Here is a 22,052-nt window from a genome sequence, read left to right as displayed (position 1 = left end):
ATTCCTTGCGGCATTAAACCGGTGTTCGGAATAGGCACTTACTGCGCGGGAGCCCTTGGTATTGGCTGCTTCACGGCGAAACAGTTATACCAACGGGCTCTCAGGCGTGTCAACAACTCATCCGGTGTTTAATGTGTATTTATGCGCTCTGCAGCGTCGCCGGAATCATCAGAAGTGGCCGATTTGCCGGTATCCTTGTCGGTATCTTCCGCCCTGGGATCCGGCTGGTAGGCCAGTGCAATGTCCAGAACCTCATCGATCCACTTGACCGGGCGGATCTCCAGCGATTCCTTGATGTTGTCCGGTATCTCCTTGAGATCCCTGACATTTTCATCCGGGATAATAACAGTCTTGATACCGCCCCGATGGGCCGCAAGCAGCTTTTCCTTCAAGCCACCAATTGCCAGAACCCGACCTCGCAGGGTGATTTCACCGGTCATTGCCACGTCCGCCCGAACCGGAATTCGGGTCAGTGCAGAAACCAGTGCTGTACACATCCCGATACCGGCACTTGGGCCATCTTTCGGGGTCGCACCCTCAGGTACGTGCACGTGAAGATCGTGTTTTTCGTGGAAATCATCCGCCACACCCAGGCCCGCAGCCCTGCTCCGAACTACCGTGAGTGCCGTCTGAATGGATTCCTGCATAACGTCACCCAGCGAGCCGGTTTTAACCACACGGCCCTTACCCGGTGTCAGAGCGCACTCTATGGTCAACAGTTCGCCGCCGACCTGAGTCCAGGCCAGACCGGTCACCTGCCCGATCTCATTGGTTTCCTCTGCCAGTCCGTATTTGAACTTCTTGACCCCGGAGTAATCCTCCAGAATATCCGGCGTCAGAGTCACAGAGGCCTTGCTGCTGCTCTCTACGTGCTCACGTACAACCTTGCGGCAGATCTTGGCAATCTCGCGCTCAAGGCCCCGCACACCGGCCTCCCGGGTGTAGTAGCGGATCAGATCCCGAATGGTCTCTTCCGGCAGTTTCAGTTCGTCCTTGCGCAGGCCATTGGCTTTGAGCTGCTTGGGCAGCAGGTAACGCAGGGCAATATTGACCTTTTCATCTTCGGTGTATCCGGGAATCCGGATGATCTCCATGCGGTCCAGCAGTGCCGGTGGAATATCCATGGAGTTGGAGGTACACACGAACATCACATCCGAGAGGTCGTAATCGACTTCCAGGTAGTGGTCATTGAATGTATGGTTTTGTTCCGGATCCAGCACCTCGAGCAGCGCCGAGGCCGGATCGCCACGATGGTCCATGCCCATCTTGTCGATTTCGTCGAACAGGAACAGCGGGTTCTTCACACCCACCTTGGAAAGCTTCTGCAACAACTTGCCCGGCAGCGCGCCGATGTAAGTCTTGCGGTGGCCTCGTATCTCGGCTTCGTCACGCACACCACCCAGCGCCATGCGGGTGTATTTGCGATTGGTTGCCTTGGCGATGGACTGGCCAAGGGAGGTCTTGCCAACCCCGGGAGGCCCTACCAGGCAGAGCACAGGCCCTTTTACCTTCTTGACCCGACTCTGTACTGCCAGATACTCCAGAATACGCTTCTTCACTTCGTCCAGGCCGTAGTGATCCCGGTCCAGGATTTCTCGGGCCTTTTCAAGGTCGTGACGAACCCGGCTGCGCTTCTTCCAGGGTACGGCCAGCATCCAGTCAATGTAGCCGCGCACCACGGTAGCTTCCGCCGACATCGGAGACATCATCTTGAGCTTGTTCAGCTCGGCTTCGGTTTTCTTCCGGGCTTCTTCCGGCAAACCGGCTTCCTCAAGCTTCTGCTCGAGTTCCTCGAAATCGTTGTTACCCTCACCGAGCTGGCCCATTTCCTTCTGGATCGCTTTCATCTGCTCGTTCAGGTAATACTCGCGCTGACTGCGCTCCATCTGCTTTTTCACACGGCCACGGATGCGCTTCTCGACTTCGATCAGATCAATCTCACCGTCCAGCTTGCCCAGCAGAAGATCAACCCGCTTACGAACGTCCAGAGCTTCCAGCAACTCCTGTTTCTCGGGAATCCGCATCTCCAGATGCGCGGCCATGGTATCGACCAGACGCTCAAGTTCGTGGATACCGGTCAAAGCATTGGAAACCTCAGATGGCACCTTTTTGGACAGCTTCACGTACTTCTCGAATTCGTCCATCAGGGTCTTGGTGAGGACGTCTTCCTCACGCTCCGGCAAGGATTCCTCATCCATCAGAATGGCCTGGCCGGACAGGTAATCGCCTTCCTCGATGTCAGAAATGCTGGCTCGGGAATTACCCTCTACCAGAACCTTGACGGTGCCATCCGGCAGCCGAAGCATCTGCAGCACTGTCGCCAGGGTGCCCATGGCAAATACATCCTTCGGGCCCGGCTCGTCGGTGGAGGCATCTTTCTGGGCTACCAGCAGGATTTCCTTGCTGCCCTCCATTGCCGCTTCCAGCGCCTGAATGGATTTTTCGCGGCCCACAAACAGCGGAACCACCATGTGCGGGAACACCACCACATCACGCAAAGGAAGCAGCGGGTATTCGTGCACAGTTTCATCAGGTATACGGGTCATGGGGAATCCTCTGACAGTATTTCTTTCAGCATATCACCCAACATTGGGGCGCTGACAAAAATTGCAATCTTTTTACGATGGGAAATATCAGGGAGCAAACGATAAGGGCCTGAGATGAAAAAGGGGCGTTGAACGCCCCTTTTATATCACCCGGTATTCTACGCCCTGTGCCCGTTCAGTCTTCGGGCACCGCCTTGGCGTGATCGCTGCTGGCGTAGATCTTGAAGGGCTCTGAATCCCCCTTGATCACACTCTCGTCGATCACCACCTTGGAGACATCATGCTCAGAGGGAATCTGATACATGGTATCCAGCAGGGTCGCTTCCATTATCGACCGCAGACCACGGGCACCGGTCTTGCGCTCCATGGCTTTTCTGGCCACTGCGCGCAGGGCGTCTTCCCGGAAGTCCAGCTCCACCCCTTCCATATCAAACAGCTTCTGATACTGCTTGGTCAGAGCGTTTTTGGGCTCGGTCAGAATCTGCACCAGTGCTTCTTCATCCAGCTCGGTCAACGTGGCTACCACAGGCAGACGACCGACGAATTCCGGAATCAGGCCAAACTTCACCAGATCCTCGGTCTCGACTTCGCGAATGATATCGCCAGTGCTCTTGCTGTCGTCCTGGCTCTTGACTGTAGCCGAGAAGCCAATGGAACTGCGCTCAGAGCGTTCCTGGATAACCTTGTCGAGGCCGGCGAAGGCACCGCCACAGATAAACAGGATATTACCGGTATCCACCTGCAGGAACTCCTGCTGGGGGTGTTTACGCCCCCCCTGAGGAGGAACCGAAGCGACAGTACCCTCGATCAGCTTCAGCAAAGCCTGCTGAACACCCTCACCCGATACATCCCGGGTAATGGACGGGTTATCGGACTTGCGGGAAATCTTGTCGATCTCGTCGATGTAGACAATACCGCGCTGGGCCTTTTCGACATCGTAGTCGCACTTCTGCAGCAGTTTCTGGATGATGTTTTCAACATCTTCACCCACATAGCCTGCTTCGGTCAGCGTGGTCGCATCCGCGATGGTAAACGGAACATTCAGCATGCGCGCAAGGGTTTCGGCCAACAGGGTCTTACCGCTACCGGTGGGACCGATCAGCAGAATGTTGCTTTTGCCCAGCTCGACATCACTCTTGCCCTCGCCGTAGCGAAGGCGCTTGTAGTGGTTATACACCGCTACAGACAGAACGACCTTGGCGCGATCCTGGCCAATAACATATTCATTCAGAGTCTCACGGATCTCTGCCGGCGTGGGCAGGCGGTCGCTGGCCTCCTCCGGGGCGTTCTCCTGAATCTCTTCCCGGATAATGTCATTGCACAGATCAACGCACTCGTCGCAGATGAACACCGAGGGCCCTGCAATGAGCTTACGGACTTCATGCTGGCTCTTTCCACAAAACGAGCAGTAGAGCAACTTGCCGTTATCGTCGCCTCTGCCGTTTCTTTCATCTGCCATTGAAATACCTCTGTTCTTCGTTGGCCGGTGTCATCAGTGTGTACGCCGGCCGGTAGTGATGCGATGACTTTCAGTATTATTTATTCGATACGCGCTTATCAAGTATTGTATCGATCAACCCGTACTCTTTGGCCTGGGCAGGATCCATGAAATTATCACGGTCGGTATCCCGGGCGATGGTCTCGATGTCCTGACCCGTGTGCTCCGCAAGCAGCTCGTTGAGCGTGTTGCGGATTTTCAGGATCTCACGGGTATGGATCTCGATGTCCGTCGCCTGCCCCTGATAGCCGCCCAGCGGCTGATGAATCATTACACGGGAGTGTGGCAGGCAGGCACGCTTGCCCTTCGCGCCACCCGACAACAGGAAAGCACCCATGCTGGCTGCCTGACCGATGCAAAGCGTTGCTACATCCGGCTTCACAAACTGCATGGTGTCGTAAATGGACATGCCGGCGGAAACGGAGCCACCCGGACTGTTGATATAAAGATGGATATCCTTGTCCGGATTTTCGGATTCCAGGAACAGCAATTGGGCAACCACGAGGTTTGCCATGTGATCTTCAACCGGACCAACCAGAAAGATCACCCGCTCCTTGAGCAGACGGGAATAAATGTCGAACGAACGTTCGCCGCGCGCCGTCTGTTCAATAACAATCGGCACCAGGCCTGAGCTGGTTATCATTGTAGGGCCATCAAACGGTTTCTGCGTCATGTGCGCCTGAACTCCTTATGGACAATGGTTTGGACTCCTGCTTCAACGGGGGCCCGTTGTATTCCGGTACCCCATATACTCTGCCAGCAGATCGCCCAGATGAAAACAGCCGGACACGCCGGCTGCTTCCAGAACACGGCACCGAGCCAATGCCCGGCGGCCATCAGCGCTGGGGCTGACCGGCCTGAACCGCTTCCTCGTACTTCATCTTCTTCTCTTTTACCTTGGCCGCGCCAAGCACAAAATCAACCACGGCGTCTTCCAGTACAGAAGACTCAACCTGGGCCTTTTGATCCGGGTTGCTGTTGAAGTGTGCAACAACTTCATCCGGCTGTTCATACGTAGAAGCGATCTCCTGGATCTTTTCTTCTACTTTTGCCTCATCAGCCTTCAGGTCGTTCTTCTTGACCACTTCCTGGAACAGCAGACCGGTCTTCACGCGACGCTTGGCCTGCTCTTCAAAGATTTCCTTCGGCAGTTGCTGGAAATCAACCTGACCGCCAAAGCGCTGAACGGCGTCCTGACGCAGGCGATCAATTTCCTGATCAACCAGAGCCGCAGGCACTTCCAGCTCGGTGGTCTCCAACAGACCGTCTACAACGTCGTTCTTGACCTTGTTGGATACTGCCTGCTTGAGCTCGCGCTCCATGTTCTTCTTCACTTCCTCGCGGAAAGCGACTTCGTCTTCAGCTTCGATGCCGAAACGCTTGAAGAATTCTTGATCCAGCTCCGGCAGCTGCGGCTCTTCTACCTTGTGGATAGTGATCGCGAACTTGGCATCTTTACCCGCCAGGTCTTCGTTATGGTAGTCCTCAGGGAAAGTGACATCGATTTCCAGCTCTTCACCGGCTTTACCACCCACAATGCCCTTTTCAAAGCCAGGGATCATCTGACCTGAACCCAGGGTCAGACGATGACCTTCAGCGGAGCCACCTTCGAATTCTTCACCGTCGATGGAGCCCTTGAAGTCGATAGTCACGATGTCCTTGTTCTTGGACTTGCGCTTGACTTCTTTCATGGTGGCCTGCTGGCGACGCAGATTATCGATCATGTTGTCGATATCCTTGTCGGCAACTTCAGACACCGGCTTCTCAACGTTGATCTTGCTCAGATCGCCCAGCTCAATTTCCGGCAGAACCTCAAAAGTCGCAACGAACTCGAGGTCCTTGCCTTCTTCCATGGTCTTCGGCTCCAACTTGGGCCAGCCAGCCGGATTGATATCCTGCTCCTGCAGCGCCTTGATGTAGTTGTCGCGCATAGCCTCGCCAACCACTTCCTGGCGGATGCTGTCACCAAAACGACGCTTGACCACGCTCATGGGAACCTTGCCAGGGCGGAAACCGTTCAGGCGCACGGTGCGAGCAGTTTCCTGCAGGCGTTTCTGAACCGCCTGGTCGATTTCCTGGGCGGGCACACCAATCGTCATGCGACGCTCGATGTTGGAGGTCGTTTCAACAGACACTTGCATGGAAGTTCCTCAAATTACAGATTCTGTAGGTGAATGAAAATTAAACCAAAATCCCGGCAGGAGCAGCTCACCCCAAAGGGACGCAAAATTAAAAGCCGGTAGTTTATCACGGTTTGCCCCGCCGAGAGAATCACCCGGCCACCCTGAATATGGGTTTGAGACGCGCCTGACAACGCGGCACGGGAACACAATGGGGACAAATCAGAAAAAAGAAAGGGTGGTGCGAGAGGAGAGACTCGAACTCTCACGGTATTACCCGCTGGAACCTAAATCCAGTGCGTCTACCAATTCCGCCACTCTCGCATATCCGGCGCAGCTCTGAACCATAACAGGGAATCAGGGTGCTCGGAAACAAACAAGGGGAAAAGTGGGGTGGACGAAGGGGTTCGAACCCTCGACCGCAGGAGTCACAATCCTGAGCTCTACCAACTGAGCTACGTCCACCACATCAGGGAGGTGCCTGCCGGCACACTACTGCTTACTTCAACTTTGCTGGTTCGGCGAGTCCGGTACCAATCTGCGATTAACGAGATGGCGCGCCCGGCAGGACTCGAACCTGCGACCATCCGCTTAGAAGGCGGATGCTCTATCCAGCTGAGCTACGGGCGCTTGACCGTTCGCCCACCTGAATATCCAGAAAGTGGTCGGGGTAGAGAGATTCGAACTCCCGACATCCTGCTCCCAAAGCAGGCGCGCTACCAGACTGCGCTATACCCCGTTAACTGAACAACAAGTGCCTCAGCAAAGTTGGCGCGCATATTACCGGCGCCGATCGCGTCCGTCAACACGGAATTGAAAATTCCTTGCCGAGACAGTCCTATAAGTGACCACCTGTAACCGCTGGAGTTCCCGACCACCCCCTCTACATTGGCGTTAACCCTGAAGCATGAGACAATGCCCGGCCTTCACTTTCTTACGCCCAAACCGACAAGACGGAAACATGAGCGCCAAACTGATTAACGGAAAAGAAATTGCTGCACAGGTCCGGCAACAGGTGGCCGCCGGGGTCGAAGCCAGAAAACAGAAGGGCCTGAGAGCGCCCGGGCTGGCCGTGGTACTGGTCGGTCACGATCCGGCCTCCCAGGTATACGTTGGCAACAAACGCAAGGCCTGCGAGCAGGCAGGCATCCTGTCGCTGTCCTATGATTTGCCGGAAGATACCTCCCAGGCGGCACTGGAAGCGCTGGTTGACGAGCTGAACGAGAACCCCGCCGTTGACGGCATACTGGTTCAACTGCCCCTGCCCTCGCACCTGGATGCTGATCCGATTCTGGTAAAGATACGGCCCGACAAGGACGTAGATGGCTTTCACCCCTACAACATCGGCCGCCTGATGCAGCGCAAGCCTACCCTGCGGCCCTGCACACCGGCAGGCGTCATCACCCTGCTGGACTCCATTGGCACCCCCTACAAAGGCCAGCACGCAGTTATTGTCGGGGCCTCCAACATTGTCGGTCGCCCCATGAGCATGGAACTGCTGCTAAAAGGAGCCACGACAACGGTATGCCATCGATTTACCGACAATCTCGAGAAATTTGTCGGGGAAGCAGACATCCTGGTGGCCGCAGTGGGCAAACCGGGCATCATCAAGGGCGAGTGGGTCAAACCGGGCGCCACCGTCATTGATGTGGGCATTAACCGGATGGATGACGGCAAACTCTGTGGCGATGTCGATTTTGACGCTGCAGCAGAGCGTGCGGCTTACATCACCCCGGTACCGGGCGGCGTCGGCCCCATGACCATTGCCACCCTGCTGGAAAACACCCTTTACGCTGCCAACGTGCTGCACGCCGACACCTGACGCGCCATCCCGCGAATTCTTCGTCAGCGGGGGCAACCCCAATAAAAAACCCCGCCGAAGCGGGGTTTTTTATGGACGGGCGTTTTACTGCCCGTATTTGGCCTTGGCCTTCTGACGGTATGCGTGCAGCAGCGGCTCTGTGTAGCCGGCCGGCTGTTCGCGCCCCTTCAGAACCAGATCCACAGCGGCCTGGAAGGCAATGCTGTCGTCAAAGTTCGGAGCCATGTTGCGATACGCCGCATCACCAGCGTTCTGCTTATCAACAACCGCAGCCATGCGCTTCATGGTTTCCATGATCTGCTCTTCAGAGCAGATGCCGTGGTACAGCCAGTTGGTCAGCAGCTGCGAAGAAATACGCAGTGTCGCACGGTCTTCCATCAGGCCCACATCGTTGATGTCAGGCACCTTGGAGCAGCCCACACCCTGGTCGATCCAACGTACAACGTAGCCAAGGATACCCTGGGCGTTGTTGTCCAGTTCCTGCTGAATGTCCTCGGCGCTCAAGGACGACGGATCCTCCATCACCGGCACAGTCAGGATGTCGTCCAGAGACGCGCGCTGACGGTTAGCCAGCTCTTTCTGCACATCAAACACGTTCACCTGGTGGTAGTGAGTGGCATGCAGGGTAGCGGCTGTCGGAGACGGAACCCAGGCGGTGTTGGCACCAGCCTTCGGATGACCGATCTTGGCCTCCAGCATGCCTGCCATCAGATCCGGCATGGCCCACATACCCTTACCAATCTGGGCAACGCCAGACAGACCGGCTTCCAGGCCGATGTCAACGTTCCACTGCTCGTAAGCGTTGATCCAGGCAGCCTGCTTCATCGGCCCCTTACGGATGAAGGGACCCAACTCCATGGATGTATGAATCTCATCACCGGTGCGATCCAGGAAGCCGGTATTGATAAACACGGTGCGCTCTTTGGCAGCGTGGATGCAGGCCTTCAGGTTCACGGTGGTGCGACGCTCTTCGTCCATGATGCCCACTTTCAGGGTGAAGCGCGGCAGACCAAGAGCGTCTTCAACACGACCGAAGAATTCATTGGTGAACGCCACTTCTTCCGGGCCGTGCTGCTTGGGCTTAACAATGTACACAGAACCCTTGGTGCTGTTCTGGAATTTGCCGTCGCCCTTCAGGTCGTGGATGGCGATCAGGGATGTTACCAGGCCGTCCATCAGACCCTCGGGGATTTCGCTACCATCCTTCAGCAGAATGGCCGGGTTAGTCATCAGGTGGCCAACGTTACGAACGAACAGCAGGCTGCGGCCCTTGAGGGTCAGCTCGCTGCCATCGGCGCCAGTGTAGGTGCGGTCGCCATTCATGCGACGAGTCATCATCTGGCCGCCCTTCTCGAAGGACTCTTCCAGATCGCCCTTCATCAGGCCAAGCCAATTCTTGTAGGCGACAACCTTGTCATCAGCATCTACCGCGGCAACGGAGTCTTCGCAGTCCATGATGGTGGTCAGGGCCGATTCCATCAGAACGTCTTTAACGTGGGCACCGTCATCCTTGCCGATCGGATGGCTGGCATCAATCTGGATTTCGAAATGCATGCCATTCTTCACCAGCAAAACGCCAGTGGGGGCATCGGCAGCGCCGGTGTAACCCACAAAACCGGACTCGTCTTTCAGACCGGTCACGTCACCGTTCTGAAGTTTAACCGCCAGCTTGCCGCCGTCGATATAGTATTTTGCGGCGTCTTTATGGCTACCGGAAGCCAGAGGCGCAGAGCCATCCAGCAGGTTGCGGGCCCACTCAATCACCTTGGCGCCACGAACCGGGTTGTAGCCACGGCCCTTCTCAGCACCGTTTTCCTCAGAAATAGCGTCGGTACCGTACAGGGCATCGTACAGGCTACCCCAGCGAGCGTTAGCCGCGTTCAGGGCGAAACGGGCATTCATGACCGGCACAACCAGCTGCGGGCCGGCCATGGTGGCGATTTCCGGATCCACATTGGAGGTGGAGATTTTGAAATCCGCCGGCTCATCTACCAGGTAGCCGATGTCTTTCAGAAACGCCTTGTACTCGGCCATGTCCAGTTTCTGGCCCTTGTGCTCGCGGTTCCAGGTATCCATTTTTTCCTGGATTTCGTCACGCTTGAGCAGCAGCTCGCGATTGCGCGGAGCGAGCTCGTTCACGATCTTGTCGAACTCGGCCCAGAACTTGTCAGCTTCAATACCGGTGCCCGGAATCGCTTCGTTATTTACAAAATCGTACAGATTCTTGGCGATCTGGATGCCGCCAACTTGAACGCGTTCTGTCATCGTTGCTTGCCTCAATGGGTTTGTAGTTCCCGACTCCCCTGATGGCGCCGATAGCGCGGGGACGTTCTGATTAGAGCGCCGCATTGTACGTGAAATTCCCTACAAGGTCATTCCCACCGGCACAATGCGACATTGCGCGAATCAACTCAGTCCTGGCTCCGGCGCCAGGTGGTTCCTTCACGGCTGTCATCCAGGATAATGCCCTTCTCCAGCAGATCATCGCGAATGCGATCGGCCTCCGCAAAGTCTTTGGCTTTACGGGCATCGGCACGGGCCTGAATCATGGCCTCGATGTCCTCGGCGGTCAGCTCACTGCCGGTATCCGCCTGGAAGAAGGCTTCCGGGTTCTGCTGCAGCAGACCGAGCACAGCACCCAGCCGCACCAGAACGGCCGCGCTGCGCTTGGCGGCTTCTTCATCACCTTCCCGGCGGTAATGATTGATGTCATTCGCCACTGCATGCAGCACGGCAATGGCGCCAGCAGTATTGAAATCATCATCCATTACCTCGGCAAAACGACGGTCGTGGTCCGTTTCCGCTACATCCGCTTCTTTCGCCGGCACGATACCCCGCAGGGCATGATAGAGCTTGGTCAAGGTTCGCCCGGCCTCCGCCAGGTTATCCTCGGAATAGTCCACCTGGCTCCGGTAGTGGCTGGACACCAGGAAATAGCGAACCACTTCCGCCGGGTACTTTTCCAGAATCTCGCGAATGGTAAAAAAGTTGCCCAGAGACTTGGACATCTTTTCCTTGTTCACTCGAATGGCGCCGGCGTGCATCCAGGTGTGCACAAAGGTGTGGCCGGTGGCACATTCCGACTGGGCGATTTCGTTTTCATGGTGCGGGAACAGCAGATCCGGCCCGCCACCGTGAATATCAAAGGTGTCACCCAGGCACTTGGTAGACATGGCGGAGCACTCAATATGCCACCCGGGGCGACCTTCGCCCCACGGCGACTGCCAGCTCACCTCGCCCGGTTTGGCGGCCTTCCAGAGCGCAAAGTCCGCGGGGCTGCGCTTGGCCTCCTGGACATCCACTCGAGCACCGGCCACCAGATCTTCCAGCTTTTTCTTGCTCAGTTTGCCGTAATCCGGGAATGACTCCACAGCAAAGTACACGTCGCCATTATCGGCAGCATATGCGTGGCCGCCAGCGATCAGCTTCTGGATCATGGCAATGATGTCGTCGATAAAGGCAGTCGCCCGGGGCTCCTCATTGGGTGACAGCACGCCGAGCTTTGCCTCATCCTCGTGCATGGCCCGGATCATCCGGTCGGTCAGGTCGGTATACACCTCACCGTTTTCATCAGCCCGGCGCAGGATCTTGTCGTCGATATCGGTAATGTTGCGCACGTAGTGTACGTCGTACCCGCGATGCCGCAGATACCGAGTCACCACGTCAAACGCCACCAGCACCCGAGCATGCCCCAGATGGCAATAGTCGTAGACAGTCATGCCGCACACGTACATACGAACCTTGCCAGGCTCCAGGGTTTTGAACGCTTCCTTTTGCTGTGTCAGCGTATTGTAGATACGCATTACTTGCCTCCCTTACCCCAGGAATCCCGCAGCGTTACGGTACGATTGAACACCGGCTTGCCAGACTTTTCAGTCAGTTCCTGGTCGCAGAAAAAGTATCCCTCGCGCTCGAACTGGTACGGCAGATCGGTACGGGGCTGAGCCAGACTTTTCTCAACGCGGGCACCTTTGAGAACGACCAGAGATTCCGGGTTCAGATGATCCAGAAAATCGCCTTCCTTGTCGCTGTCCGGAGATTCGTGGTTGAACAGGCGGTCGTAAAGATTGATATCCGTCTCCACGCTGTCGCTGGCCGACACCCAGTGAATCACGCCATTGGGTTTGTAGCCCTCCGGGTTCACGCCCAGGGTATTCGGATCGTATTCGCACTTGAGCTCGACAATCTCGCCGCTGCCGTCACGCACAACCGCTTTGCAGGTCATCACGTAACCACCGCGCAGCCGCACCGCCTGGTCCGGGGCCAGCCGCTTCCACTTACGCGGCGGCTCTACCTCGAAATCTTCCCGGTCAATAAACAGGGTCTGACTCCAGGTCACTTCCCGCTCGCCCATATCCGGATTCTGCGGATGCACTGGCAGAGTGAGGGTTTCCGTCTGGTCAGCCGGATAGTTGGTCAGGGTGACCTTGAGCGGACGCATCACGCACATGGCGCGGGGCGCACGGTTATTCAGATCTTCTCGGATAGCGTGCTCCAGCATACCGACATCCACGGTGCCACCGGCCTTGTTCACGCCGATCATGTCGCAGAAGTTGCGAATGGACTCCGGTGTGTAACCACGACGGCGCATGCCGGAAATCGTCGGCATCCGGGGATCGTTCCAGCCGTCCACCACGTTTTCATCCACCAGCCGCTTCAGTTTGCGCTTGCTGGTAATGGTGTAGTTCAGATTCAGCCGGGCAAATTCGATCTGGCGCGGATGACAGGGGATGGTGATATTGTCCAGCACCCAGTCGTAAAGCGGCCGGTGATCCTCGAATTCCAGGGTACACAGGGAATGGGTAATCCCTTCCAGAGCATCGGAGATCGGATGGGTAAAGTCATACATCGGATAGATGCACCACTTGCTGCCGGTCTGGTGATGATCCGCGTAGCGAATCCGGTACAGAATCGGGTCCCGCAGGTTGATATTCGGGGATGCCATATCAATCTTGGCCCGCAACACCAGCTCACCGTTCTGGAACTTGCCGTCGCGCATGTCCCGGAACAGCTGCAGGCTTTCCTCTACCGGGCGATCCCGGTATGGACTGTTCTTGCCGGGCTCTTTCAGGGAACCCCGGTACTCGGCCATCTGTTCAGCGTTAAGAGCACAGACATAAGCCTTATCGTTCTGAATAAGCTCTTCGGCAAAGGCATAGAGCTGATCAAAGTAATCCGACGCGTAACACACCTCGCCGGCCCACTCATAGCCCAGCCACTCCACGTCCTGCTTGATAGCGTCGATATACTCCTGGTTTTCCTTTTCCGGGTTGGTGTCGTCAAAGCGCAGGTTGCACTCACCGTTAAAGGTTTCGGCAATGCCAAAGTTCAAACAGATGGATTTGGCATGGCCAATGTGCAGATAGCCATTGGGCTCCGGGGGAAAACGGGTGACCACCTTGCCGGTGTGCTCCCCTTTGGCAATGGCGTCTTCAATCAGGCTCTGGATAAAGTTGTGGGCTTTCTTCGACTCGGCGCTCATACAATCTCTGTTAACAGGGAATGAATCATGGGAGCTGTCCGGATGCTCCGTTTAAACCGCCTATTATACTCACAAATCCATGCCGGACTCATGCACCGGACGAAACTCTTGAGTACAATAGCCACTTTCAACATTCCGATCCCAAAATACAGGAAACCCTGATGATTCTGCTGCAGACAAACTTCGGTGATATCAAACTGGAACTGGACTACGAAAAAGCCCCGGAAACCGCCAAAAACTTCGAACAGTACGTTCGCGACGGCTTCTACGATGGCCTGATTTTTCACCGCGTTATCAGCAACTTCATGATTCAGGGCGGCGGCTTTGAGCCTGGCATGACGCCGCGCAAAACCCGCGAACCTATACAGAACGAGGCTGACAACGGCCTGAGCAACATGGTCGGCACTATCGCCATGGCCCGCACCATGGACCCCCACTCCGCCACCGCCCAGTTCTTCATCAACGTTGAGAACAACGGTTTTCTGGACCACACCGCCAAGAACGCAGAGGGCTGGGGCTACTGCGTATTCGGCAAGGTGGCCGAGGGCATGGATACCGTCAACAAGATCCGCGCCGTTCGCACCACCATGCGCGCCGGCCACCAGGACGTCCCGTTTGAGGACGTAGTGATCGAAAAAGCCGAGGTTCTGGAGGACGCGTGACCACGCTGTTTATCTCGGATCTGCACCTGGAAGAATCGCGCCCGGATATTACGGGCGCGTTTCTGTCCTTCCTCAAAGACAAGGCTCTGGGCGTTGAGCGTCTTTACATTCTCGGCGACTTTTTTGAAGCCTGGATTGGAGATGACGAGCGCACACCGCTGCAGGAACAGGTGGCGGCGGCCTTGCGGGAGGTGCGGGACACAGGCACCGACATTTACCTGATGCACGGCAACCGGGACTTCCTCATTGGCGAAGACTTCTGCGCGCGCGCCGGCGCCATCCTGCTGGATGATCCAACGGTAGTGGATCTGTATGGCACACCAGCCCTACTGATGCACGGTGACAGCCTGTGCACGGCCGATGTGGAATATCAGAAGTTCCGGGCCAACATGCGTAACCCGCAAACCGTGAAAATGCTGCTCGCCCGCCCACTCAAAGACCGTCAGCTGATGGCACGGCAACTGCGGGAAATCTCCATGGCGAAGAATCAGGGCAAGGCTGAGACCATCATGGATGTGACCCCCGAGGAAGTCGTGAAAGAACTGGAAGCCCATGACGTCCAACTGATGATTCACGGCCACACCCATCGCCCCACCATTCATGAGCTCGAAGCTAATGGCAAGCGCGCCCGCAGGGTTGTACTGGGAGACTGGGACGAAAATGTCTGGTGGCTAGAGGCCCGCGCGGGCCAGCCCGTTGCCCTTAGGCACCAACCACTCGCTGACTTCTAGGTACGGAAGGCAGCCCCCTGCCGGAAATCAGGTACGGTCCTTCACCCACTCGCCGTCGGCTTTGTGGTATTCCTGCTTTACCGCCGCCCACGCGACGCGATGGGCGGTTTCTTCACGATCGGCGTCGCCACGGCGGTCTTCAGGGTTGCGGTACTCTTCCCAAGCCGAATTGAACGCTTTGCGATAAATCTCCTGGGCGTGCGCAGGCAGATTGTTTCGAACCCCGTCTGGCAGATCGGATTTGCGATCATAAGGCATCGTTTACCTCCTTTTGCCAAGAGATGATCCCCATAGTTAGCAGCGTTACCGCCAGGGCTTTAATGGCCGGGTATTGGCACGAGCCGCCAGATACTCAGGACGCCGTTTACTTCCGCAGAATGGCTCCACAAGGCAGTTGTCCACGCTGTTGTAAACAAAGAACAGATTGGCTCGAGGCCAGGGCGACATGTTCCGGTTAGAGGCATGCAGGGTATTGCACTCAAACAATAGCAGAGACCCTGCCGGACCGGTGGGCGCCTCAATACCATGTCGATTTGCCAGCTGACCTACAGCATCACGGGACGGCACCCCTGCTGTCTGCTTCTGCAGTGACTGTGTCCAGTTGTTCTCGGGCGTGGCACCGGCACAGGGCACAAAATACTCGTGCGAACCAGGAATCAGCATCAACGGGCCGTTGAAAGCATTATTATCCGTCAACATGATCGAGGCGCTTACGGCCCGCATGGCGGGCATCCCGTCTTCTGTGTGCCAGGTTTCAAAATCCGAGTGCCATTCAAAACCATTGCCGCAAAATCCCGCCTTGCTGTTAATCCGGGACTGGTGGATGTAGACGTCTCCGCCCAGCAACTGCTGCGCGATACCGAGCAATTCGGGATCACGGGTCAACCGGTGAAACGCCTCGGAAGTCTCATGCATTGCAAACACCGACCGGATTTTCTCGCGGTTTGCATCCATGATCACTTCATCCCGCTCACAGAAGGCCTTGTCCTGAGCCATGTCTCGCAGCTCATCGAAGAAACCCTCGACCATCTCCGGGGTAAAGAAGTTCTCGAGCCACAAGAACCCATCCCGTTCGAATTGTGCCAGCTGTTGCTGGGCCAGTGGCCCTTGCTCGCGCTGCTGCCCCGCGCTGTGAACGATCGGCTCATGCCGGGGAAACATGTTTCCTGCGTTTTCCTCTCTGCTTCGGTAAAAGTCAGCTCGTTGTAACATGGTGATTAAACCTCATTACTCTGAAAATGAGGTTTCAACGTAACAATCGCAACATGCCCCAACTACAACATAGGTTATACAGGGAAACCGCTAGAAGTTACTGAAAAGTAAAGCTATAACGCATCGCTTTCGGTAGGTTCCCGATAGCTTTCAAGGCGTTTCAGCCAGCCTGGAAGCCACCGCTCTCGCTCAATGGGCATCTCTGCATTCTCGGCCCGCCGGGTAAGCACCCGTCCGGCCGCTTCGCGAAAGCGCTCCAAGGCCGTATCGGCCTTGCCGGGTTCCATTTCCAGCAGCACCTGACGCAGCCCCCACCCTTGCCCCCTGTAGACCTCTTGCGACGATAAGCCCTCACCTTTGAAATTCACATAATCCATCAGGGCATAGACGCCGCCAGGTCTCTTTGAAAGTTCAGTAATGTGTGCGGCCACCATGTCCCGCTGATCGTCCGGCACGGCTTCGATAACCCGGTGCAGAGATTGCTCTGCTCGCTTGAAAATAAAGGCCACCTGAACGGCTTTGGTTCGGTCCAGAAAGGCACGCAGTTCCGCCAGTCGTTGACTGCCTGCGGCTTCAATAAACGCGTTCTGGTCCGGCCATGGGGCATCCGGTACCGGATCTTCCGTTAACCAGTCAGGCATCGCCACTGCGCGGGCTTTCATGAAGCGAATCAGATCAGGGAAACTCTCCACAAAACGCTCGTTCACGCCCTCGGGGTACCAGATAAAATGCCCGATGCCCAGCGATGGAAAGGCCTCTCCCTGATTCCAGTGCACCAGGCAGTCATAGCGCCCGGCACACTCATTACGAAATATCTGCTGACCAACCCATTCCAGTTGCCGCTCGGAGAGCGCAAGCGCTGGCACGGCCGGCTTCCGAGTCAACTGATCCGCCAACACCACGGTGAGAATGGCCACTATAAGGCCGACCACAAGCCACTTGTGCACGCTACTCTCTCTCAGCAACAAAACCAGTACCTATCGGTGAATCAGAGTGAAAGAGCAGGCTGAACGATCGCCGCATATACGCCACCGGATTGCTCAGACCTTTTCAGTCAGTTGTAACTTTGAACCCGCCCTCACCGGATATACACCACTCACTGGCATCCCCGCAAATCCCTTGCCACCCAAAAGCTTCACAAGAACTCATCCATCAGTGCTTCCAGATCCCGGGTATCTCGAGGCTTGGCCCGACAGGCCGTTGTTCCGGCATCAACACAGGCCTGACGATAGTCCTGGCTGCGGTTCGCAGAGATGGTCACTATTGGTGTGTATACCGGGAGGAGATTCTGATGGCGAATGGCCCTGATGGCTTCGATTCCATCCATAAAAGGCATTTCGCCGTCCATCAAGACCAGGTCCCAGCGATCATCCGCAACGGCCAGGAGTGCCTCCACACCATCACAGACGCCGGTCACCTGAACGCCCAGGTTGGAGAGCTTCTTGCACATCACCATCCGTACCCCCGCATCGTCATCCACTACAAGCACTCGGACAGGCAGTGAAAACCCCAGTCGACTCGCCAGGGGCTCCGGTCTGGACGGCGAACGCGGTGCCGGGTTCTCTTCCAGAATGGTCGAAATGCGCTCCCCACCAAGCATCAACCTGACCCAACTCCTCAGAGCCAGAAACATCAGTGCCAGCGCCAGAAGACTCGTCAGGGGAGCATGGTATGGGAGCCAATAATTAATAAACCGTATTTTGAAGTTCGAAAACAGCGTCCACTCCAGGGCAATCAACGCTGCTACTCCGGCAATCGTGATTAGTGAGGCAGAGCAAGGCCGCCGCACCAGCGCACCCGATGCGCTCTGATCTCTGAATGGGAATCTGATTCTAGTTTCCTTAAATTCACTCGAAATGTAACTCCAACCTAACAACCCATCATTTAAGCGTCGTTAACATAGGTTAAACCGAGACGATTACCGCGATGCGCCAGCCTCCTACCGAGCCTTGCCCCAACTTCATACCTTTGCTATCAATAGTTTTTCAATAGGCGGCACGAAGGGAAGCAAATCACATGGAAACCGGCTGCATTATCAAACACTTCGAGAGCTACGCCCCTATCTCCCGTTCTGAGGCAGAGCTGCTGGCATCCCTCGAGAAAAATCCCAAAGACTACGGCAAGAACAGCTATGTGTGGTGCCAGGGGGATACACCCGGAGATTTCTACTCGCTGAAGCAAGGCTGGGCTTACTCCTTCAGAGACCTGGAGGACGGCACCCGTCAGGTGCTGGACGTCTACGTGCCGGGTAATGTGATCGGTTTGAGGGACTATGCGTTCCGGAGTCGTGTATCCGGCTTGAGGATGCTCACGGACGGAGTGCTGTGTGCCTTTCCCCGGTCTCGTCTGACAGAAGTCTTCGCGGAATCCTTGTTGCTTTGCAACATTTTTTTCACGATCGGATCACGAGATCAGGCCATCCTGATTGAGCGCCTGGTTAACCTGGGACGCCGGTCCGCGCGGGAAAAGGTTGCTCATTTCCTGGTTGAAACCGTCTATCGTGTGGACAGGACCGTTACCCAGCCAAACCAGCCACTACACCTTCCCCTCACGCAGTCACTGATTGCCGACGCTCTTGGCCTTAGTGCCGTCCACGTAAACAGGGTGTTTCAGGAGCTCAAGGACGAGGGATTGGTTAGCTCGCCCAGCTCTGGGGTTCAGCTACAAGATCTGAAGCGTCTCAAGGAAATTGCAAGGTTCGACCCGACCTATCTCGAGGAAGATATCCAGGCTGCCATGGGCGAGGCTGGGCAATTCAGGCAGTTATAGACCAGGACCGTGCAAGCACCATCACCAGGCAAGAGACCCTTGAGATCGCTGCCTTCCATCCACGACGAAGTTACGCGGTATCCTTGACCTTGTGTTCGGCTAATTCTGCCTTGATGGCGTCAGAGATGGGAACAGACTTTTCAATTTCGTAATCGAAGTGAATCAGTGTCGCGACACCACGGGCGATCTGCTTGCCATTCTGCCAGGCCTCCTGAACCACCTGGAACGAGCTGTTACCAATGTTGCCCACGCCGGTTCTGATCTCAACGGGCATGTGCCAGTAACTCTGGGCCAACAGGTCGATCTCCAGCCGAGCAATGATCAGCGGCCAGGTTTTTACGTCCAGCGACGGGTGGAAAATCCGAAATATCGGAGTACGTCCCTGTTCGAACCAGACCGGCAGGGAGGTATTGCTGATATGGCCAAGCGCATCGGTATCACTGAAGCGAGGCTGAATGTCGAGGGTAAACATGGGCATAGTCCTGCTGTGAAAGAGCGCAAACTATACACACAAATTCTCTCGCGAAAAAAATCCTGTGGCGTTAACCACAGGATTTTCCGCTAGTACTTTGGTCGCAGTTACTGCTCCACAAAAGCCCGCTCAATCACATAGTGGCCCATGTCGCCACCACGGGCTTCGCGGAAGCCCATGTTATCGAGAATGGCACAGGTGTCCTTCAGCATGCTCGGGCTGCCACAGATCATGAAGCGGTCCTGCTCCACGTCGAAATCCGGCAACCCCAGATCCCGTGTGATCTTGCCGGTTTCCATGGCATCCGTCAGACGACCCTGGTTGCGGAAGGGCTCCCGGGTCACGGTCGGGTAATACACCAGCTTGCCACTGACCATCTCACCAAAGAATTCGTTCTCCGGCAGTTCTTCAATCTCTTGCTGGTACGCCAGCTCGGAGATGTAGCGCACACCGTGGGTGAGAATCACCTTGTCATAGGCTTCGTAAACTTCCGGATCCTTGATGATGCTCATGAACGGTGCCAACCCGGTGCCGGTGCTGATTAGCCAGAGATTTCGGCCCGGCAGAAGATTGTCCAGTACCAGTGTACCCGTCGGCTTGCGGCTGACCAGAATCTCGTCACCCACTTTGATCTGTTGCAGGCGCGAGGTCAGCGGGCCATCAGGAACTTTGATAGAGAAAAACTCCAGCTCTTCTTCATAGTTCGCACTGGCGATACTGTAGGCGCGCATCAACGGTTTACCATCCGTCTCCAGACCAATCATCACAAAATGACCGTTCTTGAAGCGGAAGCCGGGATCCCGACTGGTCTTGAAGCTGAACAGCGTATCGTTCCAGTGGTGCACACTGGTTACGGTTTCTTTCATCAGGTTGCTCATGGGAGCCCTCGCCTATTAACGTCAGTCCATCAGGAATTGAGAATAGTTTAACCTTTTGCTTGAAATCGACAAAACGGGCTGTTTTCATAAGGCTATTCGATTTTTCCGATAAACAATTTCCACCGGAAGACACCTCATGAAATACAGCTTTCGTCAGCTCGAAGTTTTCCTGGCCGCCGCCCATTTCCAGAACATCACCCGGGCTGCCGAATCGCTGGCTATGTCCCAGTCCGCCGCAAGCAGCGCCCTGAAAGAACTGGAGAATCAGTTCGATATCCAGCTCTTTGACCGCGTGGGCAAACGGCTGCAATTGAACGAGCTTGGCCGCCTCTACCGGCCCAAGGCAGAGTCCCTGCTGGCGCAGGCCACGGAACTGGAACAGGCCTTCAGTAAACATTCAGAAGTCGGCGCCCTGAAAGTCGGTGCGACTCTGACTATAGGGAACTATCTGGCCGTGGGCGTGATGGCCAAATACATGAATACCCCTACCCGCCCGAAAGTTTCACTGGAGGTGGCCAACACCAGCTCCATAGCCCGCCGAGTCCGGGACTTCGAATTGGATATCGGTCTGATTGAAGGCGAGCTACAGTCCCCGGAGCTGGAGGTAATTCCCTGGCGGGAAGACGAACTGACGGTATTCTGCTCTCCGTCACACCCCCTGGCCCGAAAACAGGCTCTGACCGACGAGGACCTTCGTCAGGCGGTCTGGATTATGAGGGAACCGGGATCTGGCACGCGGCAGAGCTTCGAACGGGGGATGCACGGCCTGTTGCCAGACCTCAACATCCTGCTGGAACTGGAACATACCGAGGCCATCAAACGGGCCGTAGAGGCGGATCTGGGCATCGGATGTCTGTCCAAAGTAGTCCTGGCCGACGCTTTCAAACGCGGTAGCCTGGCCCCCCTGAGCGTCCCCGACTATCGGAAATTCGACCGTCAGTTCTACTTCATTCTGCACAAACAGAAATACCGCAGCGCCGGAATCGCCCGCTGGATGTCACTTTGCCAGGAGCTTCAACCTGCCAGAACCGGGCCGCTGTGAAAGCGGAACTCGGAATCCGGAGATTCGATCAGCTTCTGCTCGATAGCCAGAAACTCCGCGACGCGGTCATCCACCGGGCCACCATTGGCCTGCTCGGCCAGCTTCAGGTAATCCTGGTAATGACGTGCCTCGGATTTAAGCAGGCTGTTGTAGAACTCAGCCAGCTTTTCATCCAGCGAGGGAGCCAGTGCCGCAAAACGCTCACAGGATCTGGCCTCAATAATGGCGCCGACGATCAAGACATCGACCAGCCGCCCGGGATCTTCTGTTCGTACCGCTTCCCTCAGGCCGGCGGCATACCGTGCCGGTGACAGATGGGTATAGGTAACCCCCCGCTTTTTCATGATCGCCAGTACCTGCTCGAAGTGCCTGAGTTCCTCACGGGCCAGACGCGACATCTTGTTGAGCAAATCGGTGTTGTCCACGTAACGGTACATCAGACTCAGCGCCGTGGACGCGGCCTTTTTTTCACAATGCGCATGGTCGATCAGCAGCAGGTCCTGGTTTGCCAGGGCGCTGTCAATCCAGGTTTGCGGGGTACGGCACGGTAGGAAATCGTGAATTTCTTGCAGGGCGTCGTTCATATCGCGGTTCAGGCTGAAAATTCGGGAGGCCGGAGTATAGCGCACTTAACAGATTCCTCCGACCTCTGTCCAACTTAACTTTATAAGGGGTTTCCTATAGAATGCAGCGCCAGATCAAGGAGTCTCTGAATAAATCCTGAAACCCCATCAGTGATTTGAGGCGTTATTCAGAGGCTCCTGCGGCCTTTTCGCCAAAAAACTCCCGCCGGGCATCACGCCCACAGCGCGGAACAT

General features: G+C 56.1%; 19 protein-coding genes and 4 tRNA genes. 5 read left to right on the top strand and 18 right to left on the bottom strand.

The features are described 5' to 3' along the window. Positions 1–128 precede the first annotated feature (128 nt). The 8 genes from lon to Q669_RS07245 form a co-directional block, all read right to left on the bottom strand. On the bottom strand, positions 129–2,546 hold the full coding sequence (gene lon / locus Q669_RS07280; RefSeq protein WP_022991777.1) for an endopeptidase La: 2,418 nt from the start codon (positions 2,544–2,546) through the stop codon (positions 129–131). A 175-nt stretch (positions 2,547–2,721) separates the two neighbouring features. Continuing rightward, positions 2,722–4,005: an ATP-dependent Clp protease ATP-binding subunit ClpX gene (gene clpX / locus Q669_RS07275; protein WP_011785317.1), complete on the bottom strand. Its 1,284-nt coding sequence runs from the start codon at positions 4,003–4,005 to the stop codon at positions 2,722–2,724. Positions 4,006–4,081: 76 nt separating this feature from the next. Beyond that, positions 4,082–4,717, bottom strand: a complete 636-nt coding sequence (clpP, locus tag Q669_RS07270) for an ATP-dependent Clp endopeptidase proteolytic subunit ClpP (protein ID WP_011785318.1) — start codon at positions 4,715–4,717, stop codon at positions 4,082–4,084. A 163-nt stretch (positions 4,718–4,880) separates the two neighbouring features. Next, entirely contained in the window at positions 4,881–6,185 is a 1,305-nt protein-coding gene (gene tig / locus Q669_RS07265) for a trigger factor (protein ID WP_011785319.1), read from the bottom strand. A 218-nt stretch (positions 6,186–6,403) separates the two neighbouring features. Further along, positions 6,404–6,488 (bottom strand) — tRNA-Leu (locus tag Q669_RS07260). Positions 6,489–6,553: 65 nt separating this feature from the next. Next, positions 6,554–6,629: transfer RNA gene (locus Q669_RS07255), tRNA-His, on the bottom strand. A gap of 88 nt (positions 6,630–6,717) precedes the next feature. Continuing rightward, a tRNA-Arg gene (locus Q669_RS07250) sits at positions 6,718–6,794 on the bottom strand. Between the two features lie 32 nt (positions 6,795–6,826). Beyond that, positions 6,827–6,903 (bottom strand) — tRNA-Pro (locus tag Q669_RS07245). Between the two features lie 222 nt (positions 6,904–7,125). Between Q669_RS07245 and folD the strand changes: the two genes are divergently transcribed. Next, on the top strand, positions 7,126–7,986 hold the full coding sequence (gene folD / locus Q669_RS07240) for a bifunctional methylenetetrahydrofolate dehydrogenase/methenyltetrahydrofolate cyclohydrolase FolD (protein WP_014421154.1): 861 nt from the start codon (positions 7,126–7,128) through the stop codon (positions 7,984–7,986). Between the two features lie 84 nt (positions 7,987–8,070). On the opposite strand, the gene Q669_RS07235 is transcribed toward folD, so the two are convergent. From Q669_RS07235 to Q669_RS07225, 3 genes are all read right to left on the bottom strand, one after another. After that, positions 8,071–10,251, bottom strand: coding sequence for a malate synthase G (locus Q669_RS07235; RefSeq protein ID WP_011785321.1), 2,181 nt, complete (start codon positions 10,249–10,251; stop codon positions 8,071–8,073). A gap of 146 nt (positions 10,252–10,397) precedes the next feature. Beyond that, a complete protein-coding gene (gene cysS / locus Q669_RS07230; RefSeq protein ID WP_011785322.1) occupies positions 10,398–11,789 on the bottom strand; it encodes a cysteine--tRNA ligase in 1,392 nt (463 codons plus the stop codon). Next, positions 11,789–13,468, bottom strand: coding sequence for a glutamine--tRNA ligase/YqeY domain fusion protein (locus tag Q669_RS07225; protein ID WP_022991775.1), 1,680 nt, complete (start codon positions 13,466–13,468; stop codon positions 11,789–11,791). Before Q669_RS07225 ends, cysS begins: the two co-directional genes overlap by 1 nt. A 161-nt stretch (positions 13,469–13,629) precedes the next feature. On the opposite strand from Q669_RS07225, the gene Q669_RS07220 reads away from it, so the two are divergent. Both Q669_RS07220 and lpxH read left to right on the top strand, forming a co-directional pair. Continuing rightward, the gene (locus Q669_RS07220) at positions 13,630–14,130 is read left to right on the top strand and encodes a peptidylprolyl isomerase (protein ID WP_011785324.1); all 501 of its coding nucleotides are present in this window, start codon (positions 13,630–13,632) and stop codon (positions 14,128–14,130) included. Next, entirely contained in the window at positions 14,127–14,861 is a 735-nt protein-coding gene (gene lpxH, locus Q669_RS07215; RefSeq protein ID WP_022991774.1) for a UDP-2,3-diacylglucosamine diphosphatase, read from the top strand. Before Q669_RS07220 ends, lpxH begins: the two co-directional genes overlap by 4 nt. A gap of 27 nt (positions 14,862–14,888) precedes the next feature. On the opposite strand, the gene Q669_RS07210 is transcribed toward lpxH, so the two are convergent. The 4 genes from Q669_RS07210 to Q669_RS07195 form a co-directional block, all read right to left on the bottom strand. Continuing rightward, positions 14,889–15,119, bottom strand: coding sequence for a ChaB family protein (locus tag Q669_RS07210; protein WP_022991773.1), 231 nt, complete (start codon positions 15,117–15,119; stop codon positions 14,889–14,891). Between the two features lie 45 nt (positions 15,120–15,164). Beyond that, complete coding sequence (thpD, locus tag Q669_RS07205; RefSeq protein ID WP_022991772.1) at positions 15,165–16,022, bottom strand: ectoine hydroxylase; 858 nt, start codon at positions 16,020–16,022, stop codon at positions 15,165–15,167. Positions 16,023–16,186: 164 nt separating this feature from the next. Next, positions 16,187–17,020 carry a hypothetical protein gene (locus Q669_RS07200; protein WP_022991771.1) on the bottom strand — a complete coding sequence of 278 codons (834 nt, stop codon included), beginning with the start codon at positions 17,018–17,020 and terminating at the stop codon, positions 16,187–16,189. 188 nt (positions 17,021–17,208) lie between these two features. Next, the gene (locus Q669_RS07195; protein ID WP_226374414.1) at positions 17,209–17,673 is read right to left on the bottom strand and encodes a response regulator; all 465 of its coding nucleotides are present in this window, start codon (positions 17,671–17,673) and stop codon (positions 17,209–17,211) included. Positions 17,674–18,089: 416 nt separating this feature from the next. Here Q669_RS07195 and Q669_RS07190 point away from each other — a divergent pair, with 416 nt between their 5' ends. Next, complete coding sequence (locus tag Q669_RS07190) at positions 18,090–18,842, top strand: Crp/Fnr family transcriptional regulator (protein ID WP_022991769.1); 753 nt, start codon at positions 18,090–18,092, stop codon at positions 18,840–18,842. A gap of 70 nt (positions 18,843–18,912) precedes the next feature. Here the strand turns inward: Q669_RS07190 and Q669_RS07185 are convergent, their stop codons facing one another. Both Q669_RS07185 and Q669_RS07180 read right to left on the bottom strand, forming a co-directional pair. After that, a complete protein-coding gene (locus tag Q669_RS07185; RefSeq protein ID WP_022991768.1) occupies positions 18,913–19,314 on the bottom strand; it encodes an acyl-CoA thioesterase in 402 nt (133 codons plus the stop codon). 107 nt (positions 19,315–19,421) lie between these two features. Beyond that, the gene (locus Q669_RS07180; protein ID WP_011785332.1) at positions 19,422–20,192 is read right to left on the bottom strand and encodes a ferredoxin--NADP reductase; all 771 of its coding nucleotides are present in this window, start codon (positions 20,190–20,192) and stop codon (positions 19,422–19,424) included. 136 nt (positions 20,193–20,328) lie between these two features. Here Q669_RS07180 and Q669_RS07175 point away from each other — a divergent pair, with 136 nt between their 5' ends. Beyond that, positions 20,329–21,234 carry a LysR family transcriptional regulator gene (locus Q669_RS07175; protein WP_022991766.1) on the top strand — a complete coding sequence of 302 codons (906 nt, stop codon included), beginning with the start codon at positions 20,329–20,331 and terminating at the stop codon, positions 21,232–21,234. On the opposite strand, the gene Q669_RS07170 is transcribed toward Q669_RS07175, so the two are convergent. After that, entirely contained in the window at positions 21,207–21,818 is a 612-nt protein-coding gene (locus Q669_RS07170) for a tRNA-(ms[2]io[6]A)-hydroxylase (RefSeq protein WP_036149151.1), read from the bottom strand. The genes Q669_RS07175 and Q669_RS07170 overlap by 28 nt on opposite strands. Positions 21,819–22,052 lie beyond the last annotated feature (234 nt).

The organism is Marinobacter sp. C1S70 (assembly GCF_000475355.1).
GTDB lineage: Bacteria > Pseudomonadota > Gammaproteobacteria > Pseudomonadales > Oleiphilaceae > Marinobacter > Marinobacter nauticus.
Note: the sequence above shows the minus strand (reverse complement) of the source record. Positions and strands in the feature narration are given on the sequence as shown.

Coding starts and splice junctions, on each gene's coding strand:
- Q669_RS07190 (WP_022991769.1), top strand. CDS start 18,090: ATGGAAACCGGCTGCATTATCAAACACTTCGAGAGCTACGCCCCTATC.
- Q669_RS07220 (WP_011785324.1), top strand. CDS start 13,630: ATGATTCTGCTGCAGACAAACTTCGGTGATATCAAACTGGAACTGGAC.
- tig (WP_011785319.1), bottom strand. CDS start 6,185: ATGCAAGTGTCTGTTGAAACGACCTCCAACATCGAGCGTCGCATGACG.
- Q669_RS07225 (WP_022991775.1), bottom strand. CDS start 13,468: ATGAGCGCCGAGTCGAAGAAAGCCCACAACTTTATCCAGAGCCTGATT.
- Q669_RS07170 (WP_036149151.1), bottom strand. CDS start 21,818: ATGAACGACGCCCTGCAAGAAATTCACGATTTCCTACCGTGCCGTACC.
- Q669_RS07235 (WP_011785321.1), bottom strand. CDS start 10,251: ATGACAGAACGCGTTCAAGTTGGCGGCATCCAGATCGCCAAGAATCTG.
- thpD (WP_022991772.1), bottom strand. CDS start 16,022: ATGTTTCCCCGGCATGAGCCGATCGTTCACAGCGCGGGGCAGCAGCGC.
- clpP (WP_011785318.1), bottom strand. CDS start 4,717: ATGACGCAGAAACCGTTTGATGGCCCTACAATGATAACCAGCTCAGGC.
- Q669_RS07185 (WP_022991768.1), bottom strand. CDS start 19,314: ATGTTTACCCTCGACATTCAGCCTCGCTTCAGTGATACCGATGCGCTT.
- Q669_RS07180 (WP_011785332.1), bottom strand. CDS start 20,192: ATGAGCAACCTGATGAAAGAAACCGTAACCAGTGTGCACCACTGGAAC.
- cysS (WP_011785322.1), bottom strand. CDS start 11,789: ATGCGTATCTACAATACGCTGACACAGCAAAAGGAAGCGTTCAAAACC.
- Q669_RS07210 (WP_022991773.1), bottom strand. CDS start 15,119: ATGCCTTATGATCGCAAATCCGATCTGCCAGACGGGGTTCGAAACAAT.
- Q669_RS07195 (WP_226374414.1), bottom strand. CDS start 17,673: ATGCTTGGTGGGGAGCGCATTTCGACCATTCTGGAAGAGAACCCGGCA.
- folD (WP_014421154.1), top strand. CDS start 7,126: ATGAGCGCCAAACTGATTAACGGAAAAGAAATTGCTGCACAGGTCCGG.
- clpX (WP_011785317.1), bottom strand. CDS start 4,005: ATGGCAGATGAAAGAAACGGCAGAGGCGACGATAACGGCAAGTTGCTC.
- Q669_RS07175 (WP_022991766.1), top strand. CDS start 20,329: ATGAAATACAGCTTTCGTCAGCTCGAAGTTTTCCTGGCCGCCGCCCAT.
- lon (WP_022991777.1), bottom strand. CDS start 2,546: ATGACCCGTATACCTGATGAAACTGTGCACGAATACCCGCTGCTTCCT.